We start from the raw sequence: 20,292 nt of genomic DNA on the forward strand, positions 1-20,292 counted from the left end.
GAGATGGATCAGCGACAGCCCGGACTCCACGGGATCACCGCCAGCCCGTACCGCTGGGCGACCGGCAGCACCTCCCGTTCGACACCCCGGGCCAGGATCGAGTCCGGCCGTGGAACTTGGCGGCGAGTCCGGGGCGGTCACACCGGTTACGGATGCCCGCCGACGCTCACCCGGCCGCGCCGGGCTGCGCCCGCAGACCCGCGTAGCCACCCCGGTGATACAGCAGCGGTGCTCCGTCATCACCGTGGCTGCCACGCACCGGAGACGCGAGCACGATGCTGTGGTCACCGGCGGTCAACCGGTCGACGACCCGACACACCAACCAGGTCAGCACCCCGTGCAGCAGCGGAACCCCGTACGGGCCCGGCTGCCAACCGGTGTGCGCGGCGAACCGGTCGATACCGCTGACGGCGAACGTCCGCGCCACGTCCTGCTGCGTCTCGGCGAGCAGGTGCACGGCCACGTACCCGGCCCGGGACACGGTCGGCCACGACGACGACCCACGGTCGAGGCAGAAAGACACCAGCGGTGGCTCCAGCGAGACGGACGTGAACGAGGTGGCGGTGAACCCGGCGGCCGGCAGGCCGCTGTCCGGGTCGCCGGGCGCGGTCACCACGGTGACCGTCGCGGCCTGCCGGCGCAGCAACGCCCGGAACCGGCCGGCGCCGACCGGGTCGAGCTCGGTGATCGTCAAGATCTCCTCCTCCGGAGGTGAGGCACGAGGGGCCGTCCCGCCACCACGGGCCGGGACGGATCAGGCGGCGCGTGGTGGCGGCGGCCCTGCCGCGGCGCGTACGAGACCGAAGCCGACGACCGACAGCGGCGTCGGCGTCGGCGTCGTGACGTGGGGGGAGAGGACCCGACACCCCGGTTCGCGGGCGCGCCGGGAAACCGGGAAACGCGACTTCTGGTCCCGCCGTGCGCGCGAGAGTCAGCGCGGACAGAGGGCGCTGGCGTGCCGGACCAGGTCGACGTGCACACAAGCGACGAGCAGAAGAACGTGACGCTGTCGCATACCGATGATGCTCCAACCCGCACCAACGAAGGTCAACAACCCGACCGGATACTGAGAAAAACAGATCCCCGACAAGCAAACACCGGGCCTGAGCTGCCCGACAAGCACCCACAAAACCCACCGGCACTGTAGAAAATCAACCCCGCCGCCCCACCCCGAACCAACCACCCCACCACCCCCGACCACCCGACCGATAACCTCATCCCATGACGATGCGGCCCATCAGGATCATCGGCGACGCCGTACTGCGCACCCCCACCGAACCGGTCACCACCTTCGACGCCGAACTACGCGCCCTGGTCACCGACCTGATGGACACGCTCCTCGGCGCCCCCGGCCGAGCCGGCGTCGCCGCCCCACAAATCGGCGTCAGCGCCCGCGTCTTCGTCTACGACGCCGACGGACACCGAGGCCACCTGATCAACCCCACCCTCGAACTCTCCACCGAACTCCAGGACGACGACGAAGGCTGCCTGTCCATCCCCGAGCTCTACTTCCCGACCCCCCGCGCAATGCACGCCACCGCCCACGGCTTCGACCAGCACGGCGAACCCACCACCATCACCGGCAGCGGCTTCCTCGCCCGCGCCCTCCAACACGAAACCGACCACCTCAACGGCCGCCTCTACGTCGACACCCTGCGCGGCGACACCCGCCGCCGGGCCCTGCGCGAAATCCGCGACGGCCGATTCGCCACCCCCGGCCACACCACCACCTGACCCCGGGACTCACCCCACCCACTGGTCATAACCGAGCTTCGCGACCAACGCCAACACCACCACCAGCAACACCACCCGAACAAACCCCGAACCCCGCCGCAACGCCATCCGCGCACCCAACGCCGCACCCACCACGTTGCACACCGCCATCACCGCACCCAACGACCACCACACATGACCCGCCGAAGCGAACACCACCAACGCACCCAAATTCGTCCCCGCGTTGACCACCTTCGCCATCGCCGACCCATGCACAAAATCCGCGCCAACCACCGCCGTGAACGTCAACACCAAAAACGTGCCGGTACCCGGACCGATCAAACCGTCGTACAACGCGATCACCCCACCGGCCACCGCGACCGCCACCACCACCCGGCCCCGAGTCCGCTTCGCCGGCTCCGCCACCACCCCCAACCGCGGCCGCAACGTCACGAACAACGCCACCGACACCAACACCGCCAACACCACCGGCCGATACGCCGCCGCCGGCACCACACCCGCCAACGCCGCACCCACCCCCGCGGTCACCACCGCCAACCCCGCCGCCGGACCCGCCAACCGCCAATCGATCTTCGTACGCCGGGCGTACGTCACCGCCGCCGTACCCGTCCCCGCAATCGCCGCGAACTTGTTCGTCCCCAACGCCACCGGCAACGGCAACCCCGGCGCCGCGATCAACAACGCCGGCAACAACAGCAACCCACCACCACCCACCACGGCGTCAACCCACCCGGCCGCCGCCGCAGCCACCAACAAACCCACCAACCCACCGAGATCCACGACGCGGCATTATTCCGCCGCCACCACCGCACCCGACGAACCCTGTGGGCAGCCTCACCCGTCCCCGGTCAACGCCCCCGCCGCCGACGCAACGCCACCCCCAACGCCCCCAACAGGACAAAGACCAACACCGAACAGAGCAACACCTTGAAGATCACCCAGAAACTCTCCCACACCACCCCGTAAGGTGCAGAGGTGCGACTGGTCACCTTCAACCTGCTCCACGGCCGATCCCTGCACGACGGAATGGTCGACCAGACCCGACTACACGACACCGTCACCGCCCTCGACGCCGACATCCTCGCCCTCCAGGAAGTCGACCGCGACCAGAGCCGCAGCGGAAACCTCGACCTCACCGCCATCGCCGCCCGCGCCCTCGACGCACCCACCCACCGCTTCGCCGCCGCCGTCGTCGGCACCCCCGGCGAAAGATTCCGCCCCCTCAACCACGACGACGACGGCCACGGCGAACCCCTCTACGGCGTCGGCCTCATCAGCCGCTACCCCGCCCGCTCCTGGCAAGTCACCCGACTCACCCCCGCACCCCTACGCGCACCCATCTACGTCCCCGGCCCCGGCGGCGGACTCACCCTCCTCAACGACGAACCCCGAGTCCTGCTCGCCGCCGTACTCGACACCCCCCACGGCCCCCTCACCGCCGCCGCCACCCACCTCACCTTCGTCCCCGGCTGGAACCTCCGCCAACTCCGCCAGGTCGTCCGCGCCCTGCGCACCCTCCCCGCCCCACGACTCCTCCTCGGCGACCTCAACCTCCCCGCCCGACTCGCCACCCTCATCTCCCGCTGGCAACCCCTCGGCTGCCAACCCACCTACCCCTCCGACGCACCCCGAGTCCAACTCGACCACATCCTCGCCGACCCCCGAGGCCGCCAACACCTCCCCGCCGTCACCGCCGTCACCACCCCCGCCGCCACCATCTCTGACCACCGCCCCCTCGTCGTCGACCTCGGCTGACCCACGCCCGAAACCGACAGCCGGGACCGAACCACCCGCCCCACCCCACCCGTCGTACCCGGGCAGTAACATCGCCCCCCGGCGGCGTCCCCCCAGCTCCGCCGGAAGGCGGACAACGGTGAACACAACGGCCCGGCTCGCCGTCGACCTCGGCACCACCCACACCGTCGCGGTCATCCACCGACCCGGCCAACCACCCCGACCACTCCTGTTCGACGGCACCCCACTGCTACCCAGCGGCGTCTACGTCGACCCCACCGGCACCACCCACACCGGCCGCGACGCCCACCGACTCGCCAGCAACCAACCCGACCGCTTCGAACCACACCCCAAACGCCGCATCGACGACGGCACCATCCTCCTCGGCGACAACGACATCCCCATCGAACAACTCCTCGCCGCCGGCCTACGCCGAATAGCCGACGAAGCCCGCCTCACCGGAATCAACCCCGCCACCGGCACCGTCCTCACCTGCCCCGCCGACTGGGGCCACCCCCGCCGCAACCTCCTCCGCACCGCCGCACACCTCGCCGGCCTCGGCACCGTCGACCTCGTCGACGAACCCGTCGCCGCCGCCCACTACTGCCTCGACCTCCTCGGCCCACAACTCCCACCCGGCGCCACCCTCGCCATCTTCGACTTCGGCGGCGGCACCCTCGACGTCACCGTCATCCGCCGCGAACCCACCGGCCCACGAGTGCTCGCCACCGGCGGACTCGACGACCTCGGCGGCATCGACATCGACGACGCCCTCGTCGCCCACCTCGGCCAACTCATCGCCCTGCGCGACCCCGACCTCTGGCAACGACTCCACCACCCCGCCACCGCCGTCGACCGCCGCGACCGACAAACCCTCTGGACCGAGGTACGCGCCGCCAAAGAAATGCTCTCCCGCACCGCCACCGCACCCGTCACCGTCCCCGGGCGCACCGAACCCCTCCACCTCACCCGCGAAGAACTCGACCGCATCGCCGCCCCACTCATCGCCCGAGCCGTCGACGAAACCCGCCGCGTCCTCCAACGCGCCGGCACCGAACCCACCACCCTCGCCGCGCTCCTGCTCGTCGGCGGATCCAGCCGCATGCCACTGGTCGCCAGCCGACTACACGCCCGCCTCGGCATCGCCCCCGCCGTACCCGAACAACCCGAACTACCCGTCGCCTACGGCGCCCTACGCCACCCCGCCACCCAACGCCCCGCACCCACCCCACCCCCGCCACCACCGCTGACCGTCCAGCCCACACCCATCCCGCCACCGGCCCGCCGCCAACCAACCACCACGCCAACACCAGCACCACCCCGACGCTGGATCCGCCGGATCCGCCGCACCCTCATCACCACGACCACCGTCATCGTCGTCGTCACCTTCATCTACACCACCGTCACCAACCCCAGCTGGGTCACCGACCGCATCACCGGCCTTCTCGACCAGACCAGCCGCATCCCCGGCCTATCCAAGGACCTGCTGCAGACCGACGGCAGCCTCAAACCCGGCCAGGCCCGCCCCGCAGCCACCGGCGCCGCCGCCGTCACCATCGCCGACCAGGCCGTCATCTCCGCCGCCGTCACCGCCCGCAAAACCGAAATCAGCTCCCTGCCCGGCGACGGGGGAGCGGCCCGCTGGACCACCCTGGTACCGTTCGAACCCGCCGAACTCGCCCTCACCACCATCGACGTCCCGGCGCCCGCCGACGACCTCATCATCGTCGACGGAAAAGACTCCGCCACCGACGCCGGCAAACCCGTACGCGCCGTCCTCAACGCCACCAACGGCAAACTCCTCTGGCGCGACACCTGGACCAACCGCTACGACGTCGCCTACTACGGCACCACCGCCGTCGTCGAAGCCCGCGGCTCCATCGACGGCAACGCCGTACTCGGCATCGACCTGCGCACCGGCAAACCACGCTGGCAACGAGCCGGCAACTCCGGCCTGCTCATCCTCGACAGCCACCGCATCGAAGCCCTGCGCCAATGGCCCACCAGCCCCGACCCCACCGCCGGCACCCTGCCCGCTGTGAAGGGCGCGCTACGCGACGCCGTCACCACCAGCCCCACCATCGTCGAACTCAACACCAGCAGCGGCAAGGGCTTCACCATCGACGCCACCACCGGCAAACTCAAGAGCAGCGGAAACCTGCCACTCGACGAGGAACGCTGGGTCGCCTACGACAACCTCGTCATCGGCAAACTCAGCAACGACGCCTCACCCGCCCGCGACGTACTCGCCGCCTACAACGTCGCCGACCTCAAACAAAAATGGAAACTCGAACTGCCCGCCGCCGTCGACATCGAAAACGTCAAACCCTGCGGCCCCCAACTGATCTGCGCCGCCATCGACGAACCCCGCAACAACCGCGTCATCGCCCTCGACACCCGCACCGGCAAACAAACCTGGTCCGCACCCACGGAATCGGCCGACGACGAGAACTGGTACGCCACCGCCACCGCCGTCGTCTGCGGCGACGGCACCTTCGACCGCGTCTCCGAGGCCCGGATCCTCGGCCACGACGGCAAACAACTCCGCCAGATCCCGCAGTTCACCACCGTCATCGCCACCGACGGCACCAACCTGGTGCTCCAGGAATACGACGGCCTCAGCAAACAGTGGCAGATCACCGTTCAGGAGATCAGCAGCGGACGCACCACCAGCGCGGCCGACGTCGGCGCCGAACCTCCCGCACACGTGACCATCCACAAGGACCTCGTCGCAGTCGTCACCGCCGACCGACGCGCCCTCACCTTCAAGGTCACCGACCTCGCTCAACCACCCGCCAAATGACCCGCACCCAGCACCGGAGGTGACGTACGCCCACCGGCCAACCCGGTCAACGCCCGGTTCGTACGGTTGGCCCGCACCGCCGCCCGCTGCTGACCCGCCGTCACGTCGATGTAGTTCTGACTCGTCGTCAAGCTCGCGTGCCCCAACAACCACATGATCTCCGAAGCGGTCGCGCCGTCCTCGGCCAACCGAGTCGCGAACGTGTGCCGCAACGCGTGCAACTGCGCCCCACGCGGCACCCGGTCGGTCACACCCGCACGCCGGTAACAGGACTCGACCAGGTACTGCAGCCCACCCCTGCGCAGCGGCTCACCGTGCCGATCCACCAGCAACGGCGACTCCCGCCGCACCGTACGGGCACCGAACCGCCGCCGCCGGCTGTCCAGATAGGCCGACACCACCGCATCGAGCTCCGGCTCGATCGGGATCACCCTCGGCCGGCCGCCCTTGCCGCTCACCTCGACCCGCCGCTCACCGGGCCGCCCGGCCAGCGAACCCACCCGCAACGCCAGCAACTCGGACAGACGCAGGCCCGCGCAGAGCGCCAGGGCGATCACCGCCAGATCCCGTTCGGGCCACGGGTGGCGTTGCCGCTGGTCCTCCCGTGCCACCGCCTGCAGCAGCTGCTCCGGGGTGTCCTCGCCCCGCAGTGGCTTGGGCAGGGGGAGCGGGGCCGCCGGCTTGTCGACCGCCGGCATCGGGTTACCGGCCACCACCTGGTCGGTGACGAGGAAGGTGAAGAAACTGTTCCAGGTCGACCAGGCCCGGTAGATGGAGGCGACCGCCCTGGGCGCGGCGAACCGGGCGAACGCCGCCCGCAGGGTACGGGCGGTGAGTGCGGACAGCGGCAACTCGGACAGGGGGAGGGGAGGGACGGCGTCCTCGGCGACGAGCCGTCCGACGGCGAGCAGGTCCCGGCGGTACGCCTGCAGGGTGTGCGGGGATGGTTTGCGGGTGCCGCGTGCGGTCAGGAACTCCTCAACCATCTCAAGTAGCGTAACGTCACTTTTGTCCTGCATAAGGAATATTATGCAGGTTTTACCGCTGCGGCGGAACCGGCGCCGGCCCATCAATCGTGAGAGATGTTCTGGTCTGTGTCGGTGTCGGCGGGCACCGCAGTGAGCCGGGGAAGTCCCCGTGTGCGTACGCGTCCGTGGGCTACCCGAAGGCGCCGCCGGCCACCGTCGCGTGGGTGTGCACGCGTAACCCGTGACACCCACACCGGCCGCTCCGACGTCTCGGGGCGGTCCCGCGTACGCGGACGATCTTGGGACCGAGATCGTCCGCGGACGCGGGCGGGAGCGAGGGCGCTCCGCCCCCGGACCAGACGACCGAACCCGTCTAGGTTGACATAATGTGCATTATCGAACTTCAGGGCCAGAGGTCGACGAAGCGAGCCGCCCGGCGCGGGCTCATCGTCTCGGGCGGGCGGCTAGGTCGCGGCGGCGCGGATCACGGTCGAGGAAATCGTCGCGAGTTCGGGCCGGGCCGGCATGAACACTGTGCTGACACCCAGCGCCTCGTTCATGACCGCCAACTGATTCTCCCGCACGGTGTCGACGGCGTTTCGCACGCCACGGAGGATCACCCCGGCTCCGTGTTGTTGGCAGTAAGCCACGGTCAGCCCGCTCCAAGCGGCGACTGTCACGTTCTCCCAGTCCGGTGGAAGCGTGGCACGTATGACCAGCGCGCGTTCCATAGCGGTCTTGGTGGGCCGCTTCTCATCGTTGATCGCGACCAGCACCGTTAGGTGCTCGAACAAACGCCGCGCCCGATCGATGAGATCTCGATGACCATCAGTGAAGGGGTCGAACGTTCCGGGATAGACAGCTCGGGAGCTTTGGGGATCGCCCACAGGCCGGTGAGGCACCGACACATGCTACCGGCCGTCCGGGCAGGCTCACCGGAGGCCGCTTCTCCCCCGGCCCGCGCCGATCATGGGGATGTTCAGAGGCCGCCGGCGACCCTGAGGGTGGCGCCGGTGGTGTAGGAGGCGGCGTCGCTGAGCAGCCAGACGATGGCGGCGGCGATCTCGTCGGCCTGGCCGGCGCGCCCGAGTGGGACCCGGGGCGCCACCCGGGCGGGTCGGTCGGGTACGCCGGAGACGGTGTGCAGGTCGGTCCAGATGGTGCCGGGTGAGACGGTGTTGACCCGGATCTGGCGGGGGCCGAGTTCCTTGGCGAGCCCGATGGTGAGGGTGTCGGTGGCGGCTTTCACGGCGGCGTAGTGGATGTATTCGCCGGGGCTGCCGAGGGTGGCGGCGGCGGAGGAGACGTTGACGATCGCGGCTCCGGCGCTCATCCGGCGGGCGGCCTGCTGGGCGCAGAGAACGTAGCCGATCAGGTTGACGTCGACGACCCGGCGCAGGTCGGGCAGGGTGAGGTCGACGAACGGGCCGACCGGGCTGGTGACTCCGGCGTTGTTGACCAGGCCGGTGAGTTCGCCGAGTTCGGCGGCGGCGTCGAAGAGCCGGGTGACCTGTTCGGGTTCGGTGGTGTCGGCTCGGATGGCGATGCCGCGTACGCCGGCGTCGTGGACGTCGTGCAGGACGGCGGTCGCGGCGTCTGCGTCGGTGCGGTAGCAGAGGGCGATGTGGTGGCCGGCGCGGGCGAGTTGTCGTACGGTGGCGGCGCCGATGCCTCGGCTGCCGCCGGTGACCACGGTGACCTGGTTCATCGGGCCCCTCCCCTGCGTGTTCGTCGCCGAGGTTACCGGTGGTGGGTGTGCCGGTGCGGTGGTGATCGGGGTGAGGTGGCGCACGGCGTACGCTTCGCCCACTGTCGGGCGGTGTGCCGGTGTTTGGTGTCGTGGGTGGACCGGTGTGGTGTCCGGGGTGGGGTCGGTTCGACGTTGTCGGATCGGGCTGGTAGGAAGTCAGGAAATCAAACAGGTGTACGGAAGAAGGATCTGATGGCTGCCGCGCATACCGCTGTCCGAGGGTTGTCCGCCGAGGAGTTGCAGAGCATCCGGGACACGTTGGCCGGTGGTCGTAAGCCGAAGGTGATGTTCACCGAGGCGGCGGGGCAGATCGCCGGGCAGATCGGTCAGGTGGTGGAGTTGACCGATCCGGCGACGTCGGATGAGTGGGTGGTGGTGCGGTTCGGGCGCGACGAGTTGCCCTTCTCCCCCACGGATCTGTGTATTCCGCCGAAGGGGGCGACGGGTCGTCGGGCGGAGCCGAAGGTGGAGGAGCCGGTGGAGAGTGTTCCGGAGCCGGAGTTCATGGTTGTCAGGTCGCCGGTGCCGGCGGTACGCGAGGAGGTTGGGGTGACCGCGGTGGAGGGTTCTGTGGCGGTGCCGGTGGAGCCGGATGCGAAGCCGGCGCGGCGGGCGGTGGCGAAGCCGGCGCGGCCGAAGGGGCCGGCGGGTTTGACGGTGACGCTGGCGTATGCGGACGGTGAGTGGACGTTGGCGGCGACGCAGGGTGCGAAGGCGTTGGCGAAGCCGTATGTGATCAAGCCGGTCGAGGCGTTGAAGATGGTGTCGTTGATCGACGTGCCGGGGGTTCATGAGGCGGTCGAGCAGATCATGGCGGTTGAGCGGAGTGAGGCCGAGCAGCAGGCGGAGAAGTTGCGGGCGGAGCTGGCCGAGATCGAGGCGCGGTTGGCGGAGTTGCGCGACGCCGGCTGAGTGCGTGGGTGTTGGGCGGCGGGCCCCGGAGTCGGTGTGACTTCGGGGCCCGCCGTTTTTTGTTGTTGTGGTGGGTCAGTGCGGGATGTTGGCGACGCCGATGCGGCGGCGGAAGACCCAGTAGGTCCAGCCCTGGTAGGCGATGACGACGGGGGCGAAGATGGCCGCGATCCAGGTCATGATTTTGAGGGTGTAGGGGTTGGAGGCGGCGCCCAGGGCGGTGAGGGTGCCGGCGGGGTCGGTGGTGGAGGGCATGACGTTGGGGTGCAGGGCGGCGAAGAGGGTGGCGGTGGTGAGGCCGATGCCGATGGCGGTGCCGGTGAAGGCCCAGCCTTCGCGGCGTACGAGGGTGGCGGCGTAGGCGGCGGTGAGGGCGAGGGTCGCGGTGACGGCGAGGGCGACGGCGGTGGGGTTGTGTCGTTGGGTGAGGGTCCAGGTGAGGAAGGTGGCGGTGAGGGCGAGGGCGGCGGGGGTGGTGCGGGTGGCGAGGTTGCCGGCGCGGGTGCGGATGTCGCCGTTGGTTTTGAGGGCGAGGAAGACGGCGCCGTGGGTGAGGAACAGAGCGGCGGTGGTGGCGCCGCCGAGCAGGGCGTAGGGGTTGAGTAGGTCGGTGAGGCCGCCGGTGTAGTCGTGGTTGGCGTTCAGGGGTACGCCTCGGACGATGTTGGCCAGGATGATGCCCCAGCCGATGGCGGGGATGACGGAGCCGGCGGTGATGGCGGCGTCCCAGCGTTGTTTCCAGGGGGCGTCGGGGCGTTTGTGGCGGTATTCGAAGGCGACGCCTCGGCCGATGAGGGCGACGAGGATGAGCAGGAACGGTAGGTAGAAGCCGGACAGGAGGGTGGCGTACCACTCGGGGAAGGCGGCGAAGAGGGCGCCGGCGGCGGTGATGAGCCAGACTTCGTTGCCGTCCCAGACGGGTCCGATGGTGTTGATGAGGACGCGGCGTTCGCGGTCGTCGCGGCCGAGTACGGGTAGGAGTGCGCCGACGCCGAAGTCGAAGCCTTCGAGGATGAAGTATCCGGTGAAGAGGACGGCGATGAGCAGAAACCAGACGGTGGTGAGGTCCATCGTGGGCTCCGGGGTCAGTAGGCGAAGGCGAGGGGGCGGTCTTCGTCGGCGGTGTTGTCGTCGGGTTCGGGTGGTGGGTTGGTGTCGGGTAGGCCGGTGCGGGCGTAGCGGAGCAGGAGTCGGATTTCGATGACGGCGAGGGTGGCGTAGATGAGGGTGAAGGTGGTGAAGGAGGTGATGACTTCGGTGAGGGAGACGCTGCGGGAGACGCCGTCGCGGGTGAGCATTTCGCCGAAGACGACCCAGGGTTGGCGGCCCATTTCGGTGAAGATCCAGCCGAAGCAGTTCGCGGCCAGCGGCAGGATCGGCATGATGATCGCGGCGCGGAGCAGCCAGCGTGAGGTGGGGGTGCGGCCTCGGCGGGTGGCCCAGAGGGCCCAGAGTGCGATGGCGGCGGCGGCCATCCCGAAGGCGATCATGAAGCGGAAGCTCCAGTAGGTGATCGGGATGATCGGGGTGTAGCTGCCGGGGCCGTATTCGGAGACGTACTGGGCTTGGAGGTCGTTGATGCCTTGGACCTGGCCGTGGGGGTCGCCGGTGCCGAGGAAGCTGAGCAGGTACGGGATCTTGAGGGCGTAGAGTTCGCGGCTGCCGTCGAGGGTGCCGATGGTCAGTACGGAGAACGCGGCGGGTTGTTCGGTGTGGTAGAGCCCTTCGGCGGCGGCCATTTTCATGGGTTGGACGTCGGTCATGATTTTGCCCTGGAAGTCGCCGCTGATGAGGACGGCGGCGGCGGCGACGAGGGTGACGACGGCGCCGAAGGTGGCGGCGAATCGGAATGCCCGGATGTCGGTGTCGGTGTGTGCGGGGGCGGTGGTGGGTTGGTTTCGCCACCGTCGGATCCGGTGGGTCCGCCGGGTGGTGCCGGCGTCGGCGGTGGTGGTGCTGCTGGGTTCGGTGGTGGTGGTGGTGGTGTCAGTGGTGGTTGTCGCCGGGGTGTCGGGTTGGGTGCGGTGGCGCATGAGGTGCCAGAGGGCGACGGAGACCATCAGGGAGCCGGCGACGAGGAAGCAGCCGGCGAGGGTGTGCGGGAACGTGGCGAGGGTGACTTTGTTGGTGAGTACGGCCCAGATGTCGGTGAGTTCGGCGCGTCCGGTGTCGGGGTTGATGCGGTAGCCGACGGGGTGTTGCATCCAGGAGTTCGCGGCGAGGATGAAGTAGGCGCTGAGGGTGGAGCCGATGGCGGCGGCCCAGATGGTGGCGAGGTGTACGCGTCGGGGTAGCCGGTCCCAGCCGAAGATCCACAGGCCGAGGAAGGTGGATTCGAGGAAGAAGGCGAGCAGGGCCTCGATGGCCAGGGGGGCGCCGAAGACGTCGCCGACGAAGCGGGAGTAGTCGCTCCAGTTCATGCCGAACTGGAATTCCTGGACGATGCCGGTGACGATTCCCATGGCGAAGTTGATCAGGAAAAGTTTGCCGTAGAACTTGGTGAGTTTGAGGTAGCGCTCGTCGTCGGTACGGTGCCAGAGCGTTTGCAGGATGGCGACGAGCATCGACAGCCCGATGGTCAGTGGTACGAACAGGAAGTGGTAGACGGTGGTGACACCGAACTGCCAGCGGGCGACGTCCAACGCGTCCACGGGAACCCCCCAGGTTCTACGACGGCCTGTAGTAAATACTACCGACCGTCGTAGATAACGGAGGGGGTGCCGGTGGTGCGCTCGGCCACACTCCCTCGCCGCGCCATCCCCTCGCCCGGTCCGACACCGCCACCCTCTCCACCCCACCGCCGGTAGCGGCACGCACCGGGTCGGGACTGTGCGAGGATCGGCGCTCGATGGACACCGCGACCGACACCCCCTGGCGGGCGCCGCGACTCTGGCGATTCCTGCAACTCGTCGCCCGGGCCCTGGTCGCCGTGGTGGCCCGGCTGCGGGTCACCGGCGACGTACCGGAGCACCTCCGGGCCGGGCCGCTGATCCTCGCCGCCAACCACATCAGCCCGTTCGACCCGGTGGTGCTCAGCGCCGCCTGCCGGGTACGCGGGATCGCCCCCCGGATCATGGCGACCGGCGGGCTGTTCCGGACCCCGGTCGTCGGCACCGTCATGCGCCGCAGCGGCCACATCCGGGTCGACCGGCGCACCGCCGAGGTCGGCCACGCCCTGTCCAGCGCCGCCGACGCGGTCACCGGTGGCGCGGTGGTGCTGCTCTACCCGGAGGGGCGGATGGGGTTGGACCCCGGCATGTGGCCCGAGCGGGGCAAGACCGGAGCCGCCCGGCTCGCCTTCGCCAGCGGTGCCGCCGTCGTACCGGTCGCGCAGTGGGGCGCCCACGAGGTGCTGCCGTACGGCACCCCGAAGGGGTTGCTGCGCGCGGTCGGTCGGGCGCTGGTCCGCCGGCCCGTGATCCGGGTGCACTTCGGTGAGCCCGTCGACCTGGACGGGTTCGACCCGGCCGTACCGGGGGCGGCCCGCCGGGCCACCGACCGGATCATCGACGCGCTCACCGCGAGCCTGGCGCCGCTGCGCCCGGACGAACCGGACCGGCCACGGTTCCGGGACCCGAGCCGGCCGATCGACACCAGCCGGGTCCACCGCCGAAATCCCGCAGGTCCCTGACCGACGCCTTCGACGGGGCGCTACTCCGGTTGGCGTTGGCGCAGGTAGGCCAGGACCGCCTCACGGGTGGTCCGTACGCCGAGCACGCCGCGGGCCTGGGCGATCCGCCGGTTCGCCGTACGCAGTGACAGGAACTCCGCCGCCGCGGCGGCCGCGATCGTCTCCCCGTTGGCCAGACGTTCCAGCAGCGCCCGCTGCTCCGGAACGAGGTGCACCACCCCCGGTTCGGCTGTGGTGTCGGTGTCCCGGTTGACCGGGCCCAGCCGGTCGAGGTCGGCGAGCAGGGCCCGACCGACGTCGGTGCCGGTGTCGACGATCGCCACCACACCCACGCCCCGGGCGGCGGCGAGCACCACCAGCCGTGCCGTCTCCAGATCGGGCACCCGGCCGAACAGCAGCAGCCGGGCGGTTGTCAGGTCCCATCCGCCCTCGGGCAGGGCGAAACCCTCCCTGGTGGACCAGCCGGTGCGGGCGAGTCGGCGCAGCACCGCCGTGGCGTCGGCCGTCGAGGAGACGACGTGCCGTGGCGCGTCGGCCGCGTTCACCGGCCCACCTCCGCCGCCGGGCGGACGACGGGGCCCGCTTCGGCACCGGTACGCGGTGCCGGCACCGTGACCGCCCCGGTCAGCACCAGCGCCGCCGCTTCGGTGCGGGTACGGGCGCCGAGTTTGCGCATCCCCGAGCGGATGTGGGTTTCGACCGTCTCGGCCGACACCCCCAACCGGCCGGCGATCCGGCGGGTCGGTTCACCGGCCGCGACCAGGCGCAGTACGTCGAGTTCCCGGTCGGTGAGGGTGTTGCCGGCGCGTGGGCCCCGGCTGTCGCGGCGGACGGAGTGCCGTCGCAGCGCCCGTCGGGTACGTCCGAGCAGGACGATCAGGGCGGCGTCGGTGGCCAGCCGTTCGGCCTCCAGCAGTGCCGGCACGGCCCGCTCGGGGTCCGGGTCGTGCAGCCCGTACGCCAGCAGGCAGCGGATCTGTTCGCGGACGATCACGTCGCGCCAGGCGGTGGCGGCGCGGGTGAAACCGGTCGGGTCGGTGGCAGCGCGGTCCCAGGCCGTCAGGGTCAGGTCGACCGCCGGCAGCCCCGCGACGCTGCCGGCCGGGTTCGGGGTCGACGGGGTGCCGATCGCGGTGTCGTGGGCGGCCCACCGGCCGGTGATCCGGCCCAGTCCGTCGACCAGTGGTGAACCGGACGCGGGAAGCGCGGCGGGCGGGTCGGCGGCCGCGCGTTCCGGCTGCCCGTCGAGCCAGGCGGCTTCCCGGCCGACCCAGTCCAGCAGCCCGCCCGGTGGTGCCGGCACGGTGGCCAACCGGGACCGGGCCGGGGCGAGCAGGCCACCGTCGGCCTCGACCAGACTCGCCGCCGCGAGCGCGTACTCGCGGGCCGGGGCCGGCAGGGTGCGGTCGGTCAGGTCACCGGCCCGGCGCAGCACCTCGTCCGGGTCCGTACCGTGGCGGCGCAGTGCCGCCGACCACAGGGCGGCGCTGAGGAAGCGGGTCTGCCAGCTGTAGGCCAGGTCGGTGGCGCAGGTCCGGGCGGCGGACTGCGCGACCCGTTCGGCCTCGACCAGGCGGGCGTCGGCGAGCAGGGTCTGGACCAGCAGCCAGGCGCTCCACCGGGCGGCGAGCGGGTCACCGGCGGCCGACGCGGTGTCGGCGGCGTCGCGCAACGACTCCTCCCAGCCGGGTGCGCGGCGGGCGGCGTGTACCGCCGCGTACGCCGCCCGCAGTCCGGGGTGCCCCGGTCGGGGTCCGTGTCGGGCGACGAGGCGGGTGAGGGTGGTGGCCGCCGTGTCGGGGCTGTCGGCGAGGGCGGCCAGGAGCAGGACCCGGTCGCGGGCGGCGACCAGGTCCGGGGCGGCCGTGTCGGGCACCGGTGCCGCCGCTGTCCGGGCTGCGGGCAGGTCACCGGTCTGCACCAGGGCCTCGGCGCGCAGTACCGAGGCGGCCACGCCGAGCGGGGCGGTGCCGGTCAGGACCCGCACGGCGGCCCGGGGGCGGCCGCAGGCCAGCGCGGCCCGGGCGGCGTCGACGCGGGTGCCCGGGTCGGGGTGGGCGTCGGGCAGGGCGCAGGCGAACAGGAGCAGGTCGGCCCGCTCCCCCACGGTGGTCGCGTGTGCGGCCCCGGTGACGGCTGCGGCGTACGCGGCGCTGTGGTCGCCCGCGGCGGCCAGGTGCCGGGCCGATTCGGTGACCGGGACGAGGTCGGCCAGCCGCCGGTGCAGTGCCCGCCGGCCGTCGGGGTCGAGCATGCCGGCCGCGACCTCGGCCAGGTACGCCGACACCGGGGCGACGGTGCCGTCAGGCAGTTCGGTGACCAGGGCGGCGGTGGTGAGTTCGTCGGCACCGGGGCCGAGCAGTGCGGCGGTCGCCGGGCGGCCCAGCAGGCCGAGTGCGGCCAGGGCGGTACGGGCCGGTCGGGTCAGGTCGGCCAGCGCGGTCGCGATGACGTACCCGATCTGGTCGATGTCGGCGGGGGTGGTGCCGGGGCGGGCACCGGTGGCGTGCCGGGCCAGTACGGTCGCCACCAGCGGCACCCCGCCGGCGCGGCGGACGACGTCGGCGACCGTGACCGGGTCGAGGCCGGGTGCGGTGGCCCGGACCAGTTCCGTCGCCTCGACCGGGCCCAGCGGTGGTACGGGCAGCCACCCGGCCGCCGTGTGACGCAGCGCGGCCAGTACCGGGGCCGGGAGCCGGTGCGGGGTACGTAACGCCACCACCACCCGGCAGTGCGCCGCCAACGGCACCAGGGCGGCGAGGGTCGCCGGGTCGGCCCACTGCAGGTCGTCCAGGAGCAGCAGCCCGCCCCGGACCCGGGACCGGACCGCCTCGGCGAGCAGTGCCGGGTCACCGGTCGGCAGCCGTACCCGCAGCGCGTGGCTGAGCGCGAACGCCGGCACCGTCTGCAGGGTGGCCAGCGCGCCGCCGGTGAACACCGGCCCGTGGAAGGCGGCGCCGAGCCGGGACAGCACGGTGCTGCGGCCGCTGCCGGGGCCACCGTGGACGACGACCAGGCCGGGTACGGTCAGCAGTGCGCTCGCCCGGTCGAGCAGGGCGCGTGTGGATGGGTGGGGCGGCTCGTGTCCGTGGACACGGCCGTCGGGTACGCCGCCGAGTGCGTGCCGCACTGGTCCTCCCGCCAGGGCTCGCGGCCACCACCGGGCGGGGCGGTGGCACGAACATGGGATCCTGCGCCGGCAGGATATTCGTAGTGTGAGGTCCGGCAGGAGCGCCCCGCCCTGCCGCCGCGTCGGAGGGACATCCAACGATATGTGCGAGCAAGACCGCCGTGACCATGCCATTGTCGCCGACCGTACCGCCGGCTGACGAGTCGTGGGGTCAGGTCCGCTCGGTGCCCGCGTCGCCGCGCTCTGCGACGAGGTGGGTCCCCGGCTCGGGATTTCGGTGCAGGGGCAGGTGTTCGGCGTACGGCGGCGGCTCGACGAGCCGTTGCGGGTGGCGATCGCCGGTCGGCTCAAAGCCGGAAAGTCGACACTTGTCAACGCGTTGATCGGTCGGCGGGTCGCGCCGACCGAGGTCGGTGAGTGCACCAGGGTCGTCACCCAGTTCCGTTACGGAACCGTCGACCGGGTCGACGTGGTTCGCCGCGACGGGGGTCGGACGAGTCTGCCGTTGGACGCCGACGGGATGATCCCGTCGCGGCTCGGGGTGCCGCGGGCCGAGATCGGTTTCGTCGACGTGACCCTGACCAGCGATCATCTGCGGGATCTGACGGTCGTCGACACCCCGGGGTTGGCGTCGACGAACACGTCGGTCAGCGACGGTGCCGCCCGGTTCCTGCACACCGACGAGGTCGCCCCGTTCGACGACGACATCGACGACGACTCGACCGGGGCGATCTCCGGTGCGGAGGCGATCGTGTACGTGTTCACGCAGGCGGTCCGCGACGACGACGTGCGGGCGCTGGCCGCGTTCCGGTCGGTGTCGGCGCGGTTGGCGAGCAACCCGATCAACTCCCTCGGCCTGTTCAACAAGGTCGACAAACTCGTCGGTGGGGTCGGTGACCCGTGGCCGGTCGCCGGTCCGCTCGCCGTCGACCAGTCCCGGGTGCTGCGTCGGGTGGTGTCCGACGTGGTGCCGCTGGTCGGGCTGCTGGCCGAGACGACCGAGGCCGGACGGCTGACCGCGGCCGACTGCGAGGCTCTGCGTACGCTGTCGCGGCTGCCCGCCACCGAACGCCTCGTCCTGCTGGCCTCGGTCGACCTGTTCACCACCCGCGAGTGTGTGGTGCCGCCGGCGCAGCGGGAGCGGCTGCTGCGGCTGCTGGACCTGTACGGCATCGGGTTCGCCCTCGCCCAGCTCGCCGCGGCCCCGGAGATGGCCAGTGGTGACCTGGTCCGGGCGCTGTTCCGGGCGTCCGGGCTGCCGCGCCTGCGGCACACCCTGGACCAGGCGTTCCGGTGGCGTACCGACGCGATCAAGGCGGGGTGGGCGCTGTCGGCGTTGGAGAAGATCGCCGGTCACGCCGCCGCGCCGGCGGACCGGGAGCTGCTGCGCGACGCGATCGAACGGGTGTTGCAGCAGCCGGACTACCACCGGCTGCGGCTGTTGGAGGTCGCCCAGCTCGTCGGGACCGGCACGGTCGAGCTGCCCGAGCCGATGGAGCGGGAACTGAACCGGTTGGCGCTGTCGACCGATCCGGAGTGGATCCTCGGTCTACCCGGTGCCCCGGCGGCGGACCTGGCGCGGGCGGCGTTGGAGGCGGCGACCCGGTGGCGGGTGTACGCGGTCGCCGGATCCGGTCCGGCCCAGTCCCGGGTGGCGCTGGTGGCGCACCGGGGTTTCTATCTACTCTCGCAACACATCCGCGCCGGTGCGCCAGCACAGTCCGTACCCGGCACGGTCGGCTACGGAGGGCAGGTGCGGTGACGGCGACCGCGGAGGTGAAACCGGAAGCGCTCGGCAAGCTGCTGACCGGGGCGGTGCAGGCGGCGCTGGCGTACCTGCGCAAGTCCGACCCGGACGCGGCGGCCGAGGTCGACGTGGTGCGCCGCAGGGAGGTGACCCGGCCGGCGATCGTGGTCGTCGGTGAAACGAAACGCGGCAAGAGTTCGCTGGTCAACGCGTTGATCGGGGTGCCGGGGCTGTCGCCGGTGGATGTGGCGGTGGCGACGAGCACATACCTGGAGTTCGTGCCGGGAGCGACGGTCGGGGCGCGGGCGTTCGTGCCCGGACGCCAGGAGCCGGTCGAGCTCGGAGTGGCCGACCTGCGGGACTGGGGCACCGGGCTCGGGGCGCTGCCGGACGGGATGCGCCCACCCCGGCGGATCGAGGTACGGCACCCGGCGCCGCTGCTGGAGTACCTGACCCTGGTCGACACCCCGGGCACCGGGGGGCTCGACCCGGTGCACGCCGAGATCGCCCTGGACGCGGTCGAGCGGGCCACCGCGCTGCTGTTCGTCGTCGACGCGTCCGCCCCGTTCGGGAAACCGGAACTCGACTTCCTCGTCGAGGCCAGCAAGCGGGTGAACCTGGTGGTGTTCGCGTTGACGAAGACGGACGCGTACCCGGGGTGGCGGACGATCTGGGCGGACAACCGGGCCCAGTTGCAGGCGCACGCGGCCCGGTTCGGGGCGGCCGCCTGGTTCCCGGTGTCGGCCCGGCTGGCCGAACTGGCCTCGACCCTGCCCGGCGAGGCGGCCACGGAGTTGCTGCGCGAGTCCAGGATCGGTGACCTGCAGCGCGCGCTGGTCGACGTGGCCGGCAAGGGGCACCTGCTGAACCTGGCGAACGTGCTGCGTACGGTGCGCAGCGAACTGGTCCGGTTGGACCTGGGCATCGGGGCGCGGTTGACCGCCACCGACCCCGACCCGGCGGACGTGACCCGGGCCAGGCAGGAGCGGGCGGGGTTGGCGGCCCGTAAGCGGACCGAGTCGCGGCAGTGGTCGCTGGCGCTGAGCACCGAGACGCAACGGGCCCGGGTCGAGGTGACCGGGTTGCTGCGCGGTTACCTGGGTGAGGTGCAGGAGGAGCTGCTCACCACCATCGACCGGGGTCGGGGTGAGGAACTCGGGAACCTGCCGGTGACGGTCGACGAGTCGTTGCAGGCGGTTTCCGTACGGTTGTCGCGGGATCTGGAGTCGCGGTTCGGGAAGGTCGCCGAGCGGGCCCTGGCCCAGGTGTTCGCCCCGCACGAGTTGCAGTTCGTCCTGGGCCGGCTCAACAACACCCTGCACCACGCCCTGGCCAGCAAGCCCCGGCGCGACGGCGGTGGCGCCGACAACGTCATGATCGCGATGTCGGCCGGTGGGATGGCGTTCATGGCCGGGCGGGGGGCGATGGCCGGTGCCACCGCCCTGGGTGCCGGCACGCTCATCGGCGGTGGCCTGCTGGTCCCGTTCGCCGGCCTGGGGCTCGGCCTGGCCGCCGGGGCGTTCATCCTCTACCGGCGGCGGGTGCAGTCCGACCGCCAGCAGGCCCGCACCTGGCTGCGGGAGGTGCTCGCCGAGGCGCGGGCCGCGCTGTCCGACGAGGTGACGCACCGGTTCACCGACCTGCAGTACGCGCTGACCCTCGCCCTCGACGACGCGATCGAGCGACGGCTGCGGGAACTCGACGCGCACATAGCGGAGATCGACAAGGCGTTGGCGGAGGACACGTCGACCCGGGCCCGGCGCCGCGCCGGTCTGCAGGCCGAACGGGAGACGCTGCGGGCCCGGATCAAGCAGGTCGACGAGGTGCTTCTCCGGACCCGGGTGCTGTCCCCGGTGCCGGGAACGCAGGGGCGGGGGTGACCG

The 20,292-nt window shown here is 71.4% G+C and carries 17 protein-coding genes; 8 read left to right on the top strand and 9 right to left on the bottom strand.

Going from position 1 to position 20,292, the window contains the following annotated elements; translation table 11 throughout:
• Positions 1–166 precede the first annotated feature (166 nt).
• The gene (locus tag ACZ6QQ_RS22245) at positions 167–694 is read right to left on the bottom strand and encodes a flavin reductase family protein (protein WP_465878678.1); all 528 of its coding nucleotides are present in this window, start codon (positions 692–694) and stop codon (positions 167–169) included.
• A gap of 261 nt (positions 695–955) precedes the next feature.
• On the opposite strand from ACZ6QQ_RS22245, the gene ACZ6QQ_RS22250 reads away from it, so the two are divergent.
• Positions 956–1,147: a hypothetical protein gene (locus ACZ6QQ_RS22250; protein ID WP_465878680.1), complete on the top strand. Its 192-nt coding sequence runs from the start codon at positions 956–958 to the stop codon at positions 1,145–1,147.
• A gap of 74 nt (positions 1,148–1,221) precedes the next feature.
• Positions 1,222–1,734: a peptide deformylase gene (def, locus tag ACZ6QQ_RS22255; RefSeq protein ID WP_465878681.1), complete on the top strand. Its 513-nt coding sequence runs from the start codon at positions 1,222–1,224 to the stop codon at positions 1,732–1,734.
• Between the two features lie 9 nt (positions 1,735–1,743).
• On the opposite strand, the gene ACZ6QQ_RS22260 is transcribed toward def, so the two are convergent.
• On the bottom strand, positions 1,744–2,514 hold the full coding sequence (locus ACZ6QQ_RS22260) for a sulfite exporter TauE/SafE family protein (protein WP_465878682.1): 771 nt from the start codon (positions 2,512–2,514) through the stop codon (positions 1,744–1,746).
• A 195-nt stretch (positions 2,515–2,709) separates the two neighbouring features.
• On the opposite strand from ACZ6QQ_RS22260, the gene ACZ6QQ_RS22265 reads away from it, so the two are divergent.
• Both ACZ6QQ_RS22265 and ACZ6QQ_RS22270 read left to right on the top strand, forming a co-directional pair.
• Complete coding sequence (locus tag ACZ6QQ_RS22265; protein WP_465878684.1) at positions 2,710–3,489, top strand: endonuclease/exonuclease/phosphatase family protein; 780 nt, start codon at positions 2,710–2,712, stop codon at positions 3,487–3,489.
• Positions 3,490–3,607: 118 nt separating this feature from the next.
• Complete coding sequence (locus tag ACZ6QQ_RS22270; protein ID WP_465878685.1) at positions 3,608–6,271, top strand: Hsp70 family protein; 2,664 nt, start codon at positions 3,608–3,610, stop codon at positions 6,269–6,271.
• Here ACZ6QQ_RS22270 and ACZ6QQ_RS22275 read toward each other — a convergent pair.
• From ACZ6QQ_RS22275 to ACZ6QQ_RS22285, 3 genes are all read right to left on the bottom strand, one after another.
• Positions 6,253–7,290, bottom strand: a complete 1,038-nt coding sequence (locus ACZ6QQ_RS22275; protein ID WP_465878687.1) for a tyrosine-type recombinase/integrase — start codon at positions 7,288–7,290, stop codon at positions 6,253–6,255. The two genes, ACZ6QQ_RS22270 and ACZ6QQ_RS22275, sit on opposite strands and share 19 nt — an antisense overlap.
• A 413-nt stretch (positions 7,291–7,703) precedes the next feature.
• Positions 7,704–8,141, bottom strand: a complete 438-nt coding sequence (gene coaD, locus ACZ6QQ_RS22280; protein WP_465878689.1) for a pantetheine-phosphate adenylyltransferase — start codon at positions 8,139–8,141, stop codon at positions 7,704–7,706.
• A gap of 77 nt (positions 8,142–8,218) precedes the next feature.
• The gene (locus ACZ6QQ_RS22285; RefSeq protein ID WP_465878690.1) at positions 8,219–8,947 is read right to left on the bottom strand and encodes an SDR family oxidoreductase; all 729 of its coding nucleotides are present in this window, start codon (positions 8,945–8,947) and stop codon (positions 8,219–8,221) included.
• Positions 8,948–9,181: 234 nt separating this feature from the next.
• On the opposite strand from ACZ6QQ_RS22285, the gene ACZ6QQ_RS22290 reads away from it, so the two are divergent.
• On the top strand, positions 9,182–9,901 hold the full coding sequence (locus ACZ6QQ_RS22290) for a hypothetical protein (protein ID WP_465878691.1): 720 nt from the start codon (positions 9,182–9,184) through the stop codon (positions 9,899–9,901).
• A 75-nt stretch (positions 9,902–9,976) separates the two neighbouring features.
• Here the strand turns inward: ACZ6QQ_RS22290 and cydB are convergent, their stop codons facing one another.
• Positions 9,977–10,972 carry a cytochrome d ubiquinol oxidase subunit II gene (gene cydB / locus ACZ6QQ_RS22295; protein WP_465878693.1) on the bottom strand — a complete coding sequence of 332 codons (996 nt, stop codon included), beginning with the start codon at positions 10,970–10,972 and terminating at the stop codon, positions 9,977–9,979.
• A 14-nt stretch (positions 10,973–10,986) separates the two neighbouring features.
• Positions 10,987–12,552: a cytochrome ubiquinol oxidase subunit I gene (locus tag ACZ6QQ_RS22300; protein WP_465878695.1), complete on the bottom strand. Its 1,566-nt coding sequence runs from the start codon at positions 12,550–12,552 to the stop codon at positions 10,987–10,989.
• A 197-nt stretch (positions 12,553–12,749) separates the two neighbouring features.
• On the opposite strand from ACZ6QQ_RS22300, the gene ACZ6QQ_RS22305 reads away from it, so the two are divergent.
• Entirely contained in the window at positions 12,750–13,532 is a 783-nt protein-coding gene (locus ACZ6QQ_RS22305) for a lysophospholipid acyltransferase family protein (protein ID WP_465878696.1), read from the top strand.
• Between the two features lie 20 nt (positions 13,533–13,552).
• Here ACZ6QQ_RS22305 and ACZ6QQ_RS22310 read toward each other — a convergent pair whose 3' ends face one another.
• Both ACZ6QQ_RS22310 and ACZ6QQ_RS22315 read right to left on the bottom strand, forming a co-directional pair.
• Positions 13,553–14,077 carry a LuxR family transcriptional regulator gene (locus ACZ6QQ_RS22310; RefSeq protein WP_465878697.1) on the bottom strand — a complete coding sequence of 175 codons (525 nt, stop codon included), beginning with the start codon at positions 14,075–14,077 and terminating at the stop codon, positions 13,553–13,555.
• The gene (locus ACZ6QQ_RS22315; protein WP_465878698.1) at positions 14,074–16,662 is read right to left on the bottom strand and encodes a helix-turn-helix transcriptional regulator; all 2,589 of its coding nucleotides are present in this window, start codon (positions 16,660–16,662) and stop codon (positions 14,074–14,076) included. Before ACZ6QQ_RS22315 ends, ACZ6QQ_RS22310 begins: the two co-directional genes overlap by 4 nt.
• Positions 16,663–16,867: 205 nt before the next feature.
• Between ACZ6QQ_RS22315 and ACZ6QQ_RS22320 the strand changes: the two genes are divergently transcribed.
• Positions 16,868–18,424, top strand: coding sequence for a dynamin family protein (locus ACZ6QQ_RS22320; protein ID WP_465878699.1), 1,557 nt, complete (start codon positions 16,868–16,870; stop codon positions 18,422–18,424).
• Complete coding sequence (locus ACZ6QQ_RS22325; RefSeq protein WP_465878700.1) at positions 18,421–20,289, top strand: dynamin family protein; 1,869 nt, start codon at positions 18,421–18,423, stop codon at positions 20,287–20,289. Before ACZ6QQ_RS22320 ends, ACZ6QQ_RS22325 begins: the two co-directional genes overlap by 4 nt.
• The last annotated feature ends 3 nt before the right edge of the window (positions 20,290–20,292 follow it).

The sequence above is a fragment of the Micromonospora sp. NPDC049529 genome (genome assembly GCF_055586685.1).

Excerpts from the sequence above, each read along its gene's own strand:
- def (WP_465878681.1), top strand. The coding sequence starts at position 1,222 with ATGACGATGCGGCCCATCAGGATCATCGGCGACGCCGTACTGCGCACC.
- ACZ6QQ_RS22275 (WP_465878687.1), bottom strand. The coding sequence starts at position 7,290 with ATGCAGGACAAAAGTGACGTTACGCTACTTGAGATGGTTGAGGAGTTC.
- ACZ6QQ_RS22285 (WP_465878690.1), bottom strand. The coding sequence starts at position 8,947 with ATGAACCAGGTCACCGTGGTCACCGGCGGCAGCCGAGGCATCGGCGCC.
- ACZ6QQ_RS22290 (WP_465878691.1), top strand. The coding sequence starts at position 9,182 with ATGGCTGCCGCGCATACCGCTGTCCGAGGGTTGTCCGCCGAGGAGTTG.
- cydB (WP_465878693.1), bottom strand. The coding sequence starts at position 10,972 with ATGGACCTCACCACCGTCTGGTTTCTGCTCATCGCCGTCCTCTTCACC.
- ACZ6QQ_RS22305 (WP_465878696.1), top strand. The coding sequence starts at position 12,750 with ATGGACACCGCGACCGACACCCCCTGGCGGGCGCCGCGACTCTGGCGA.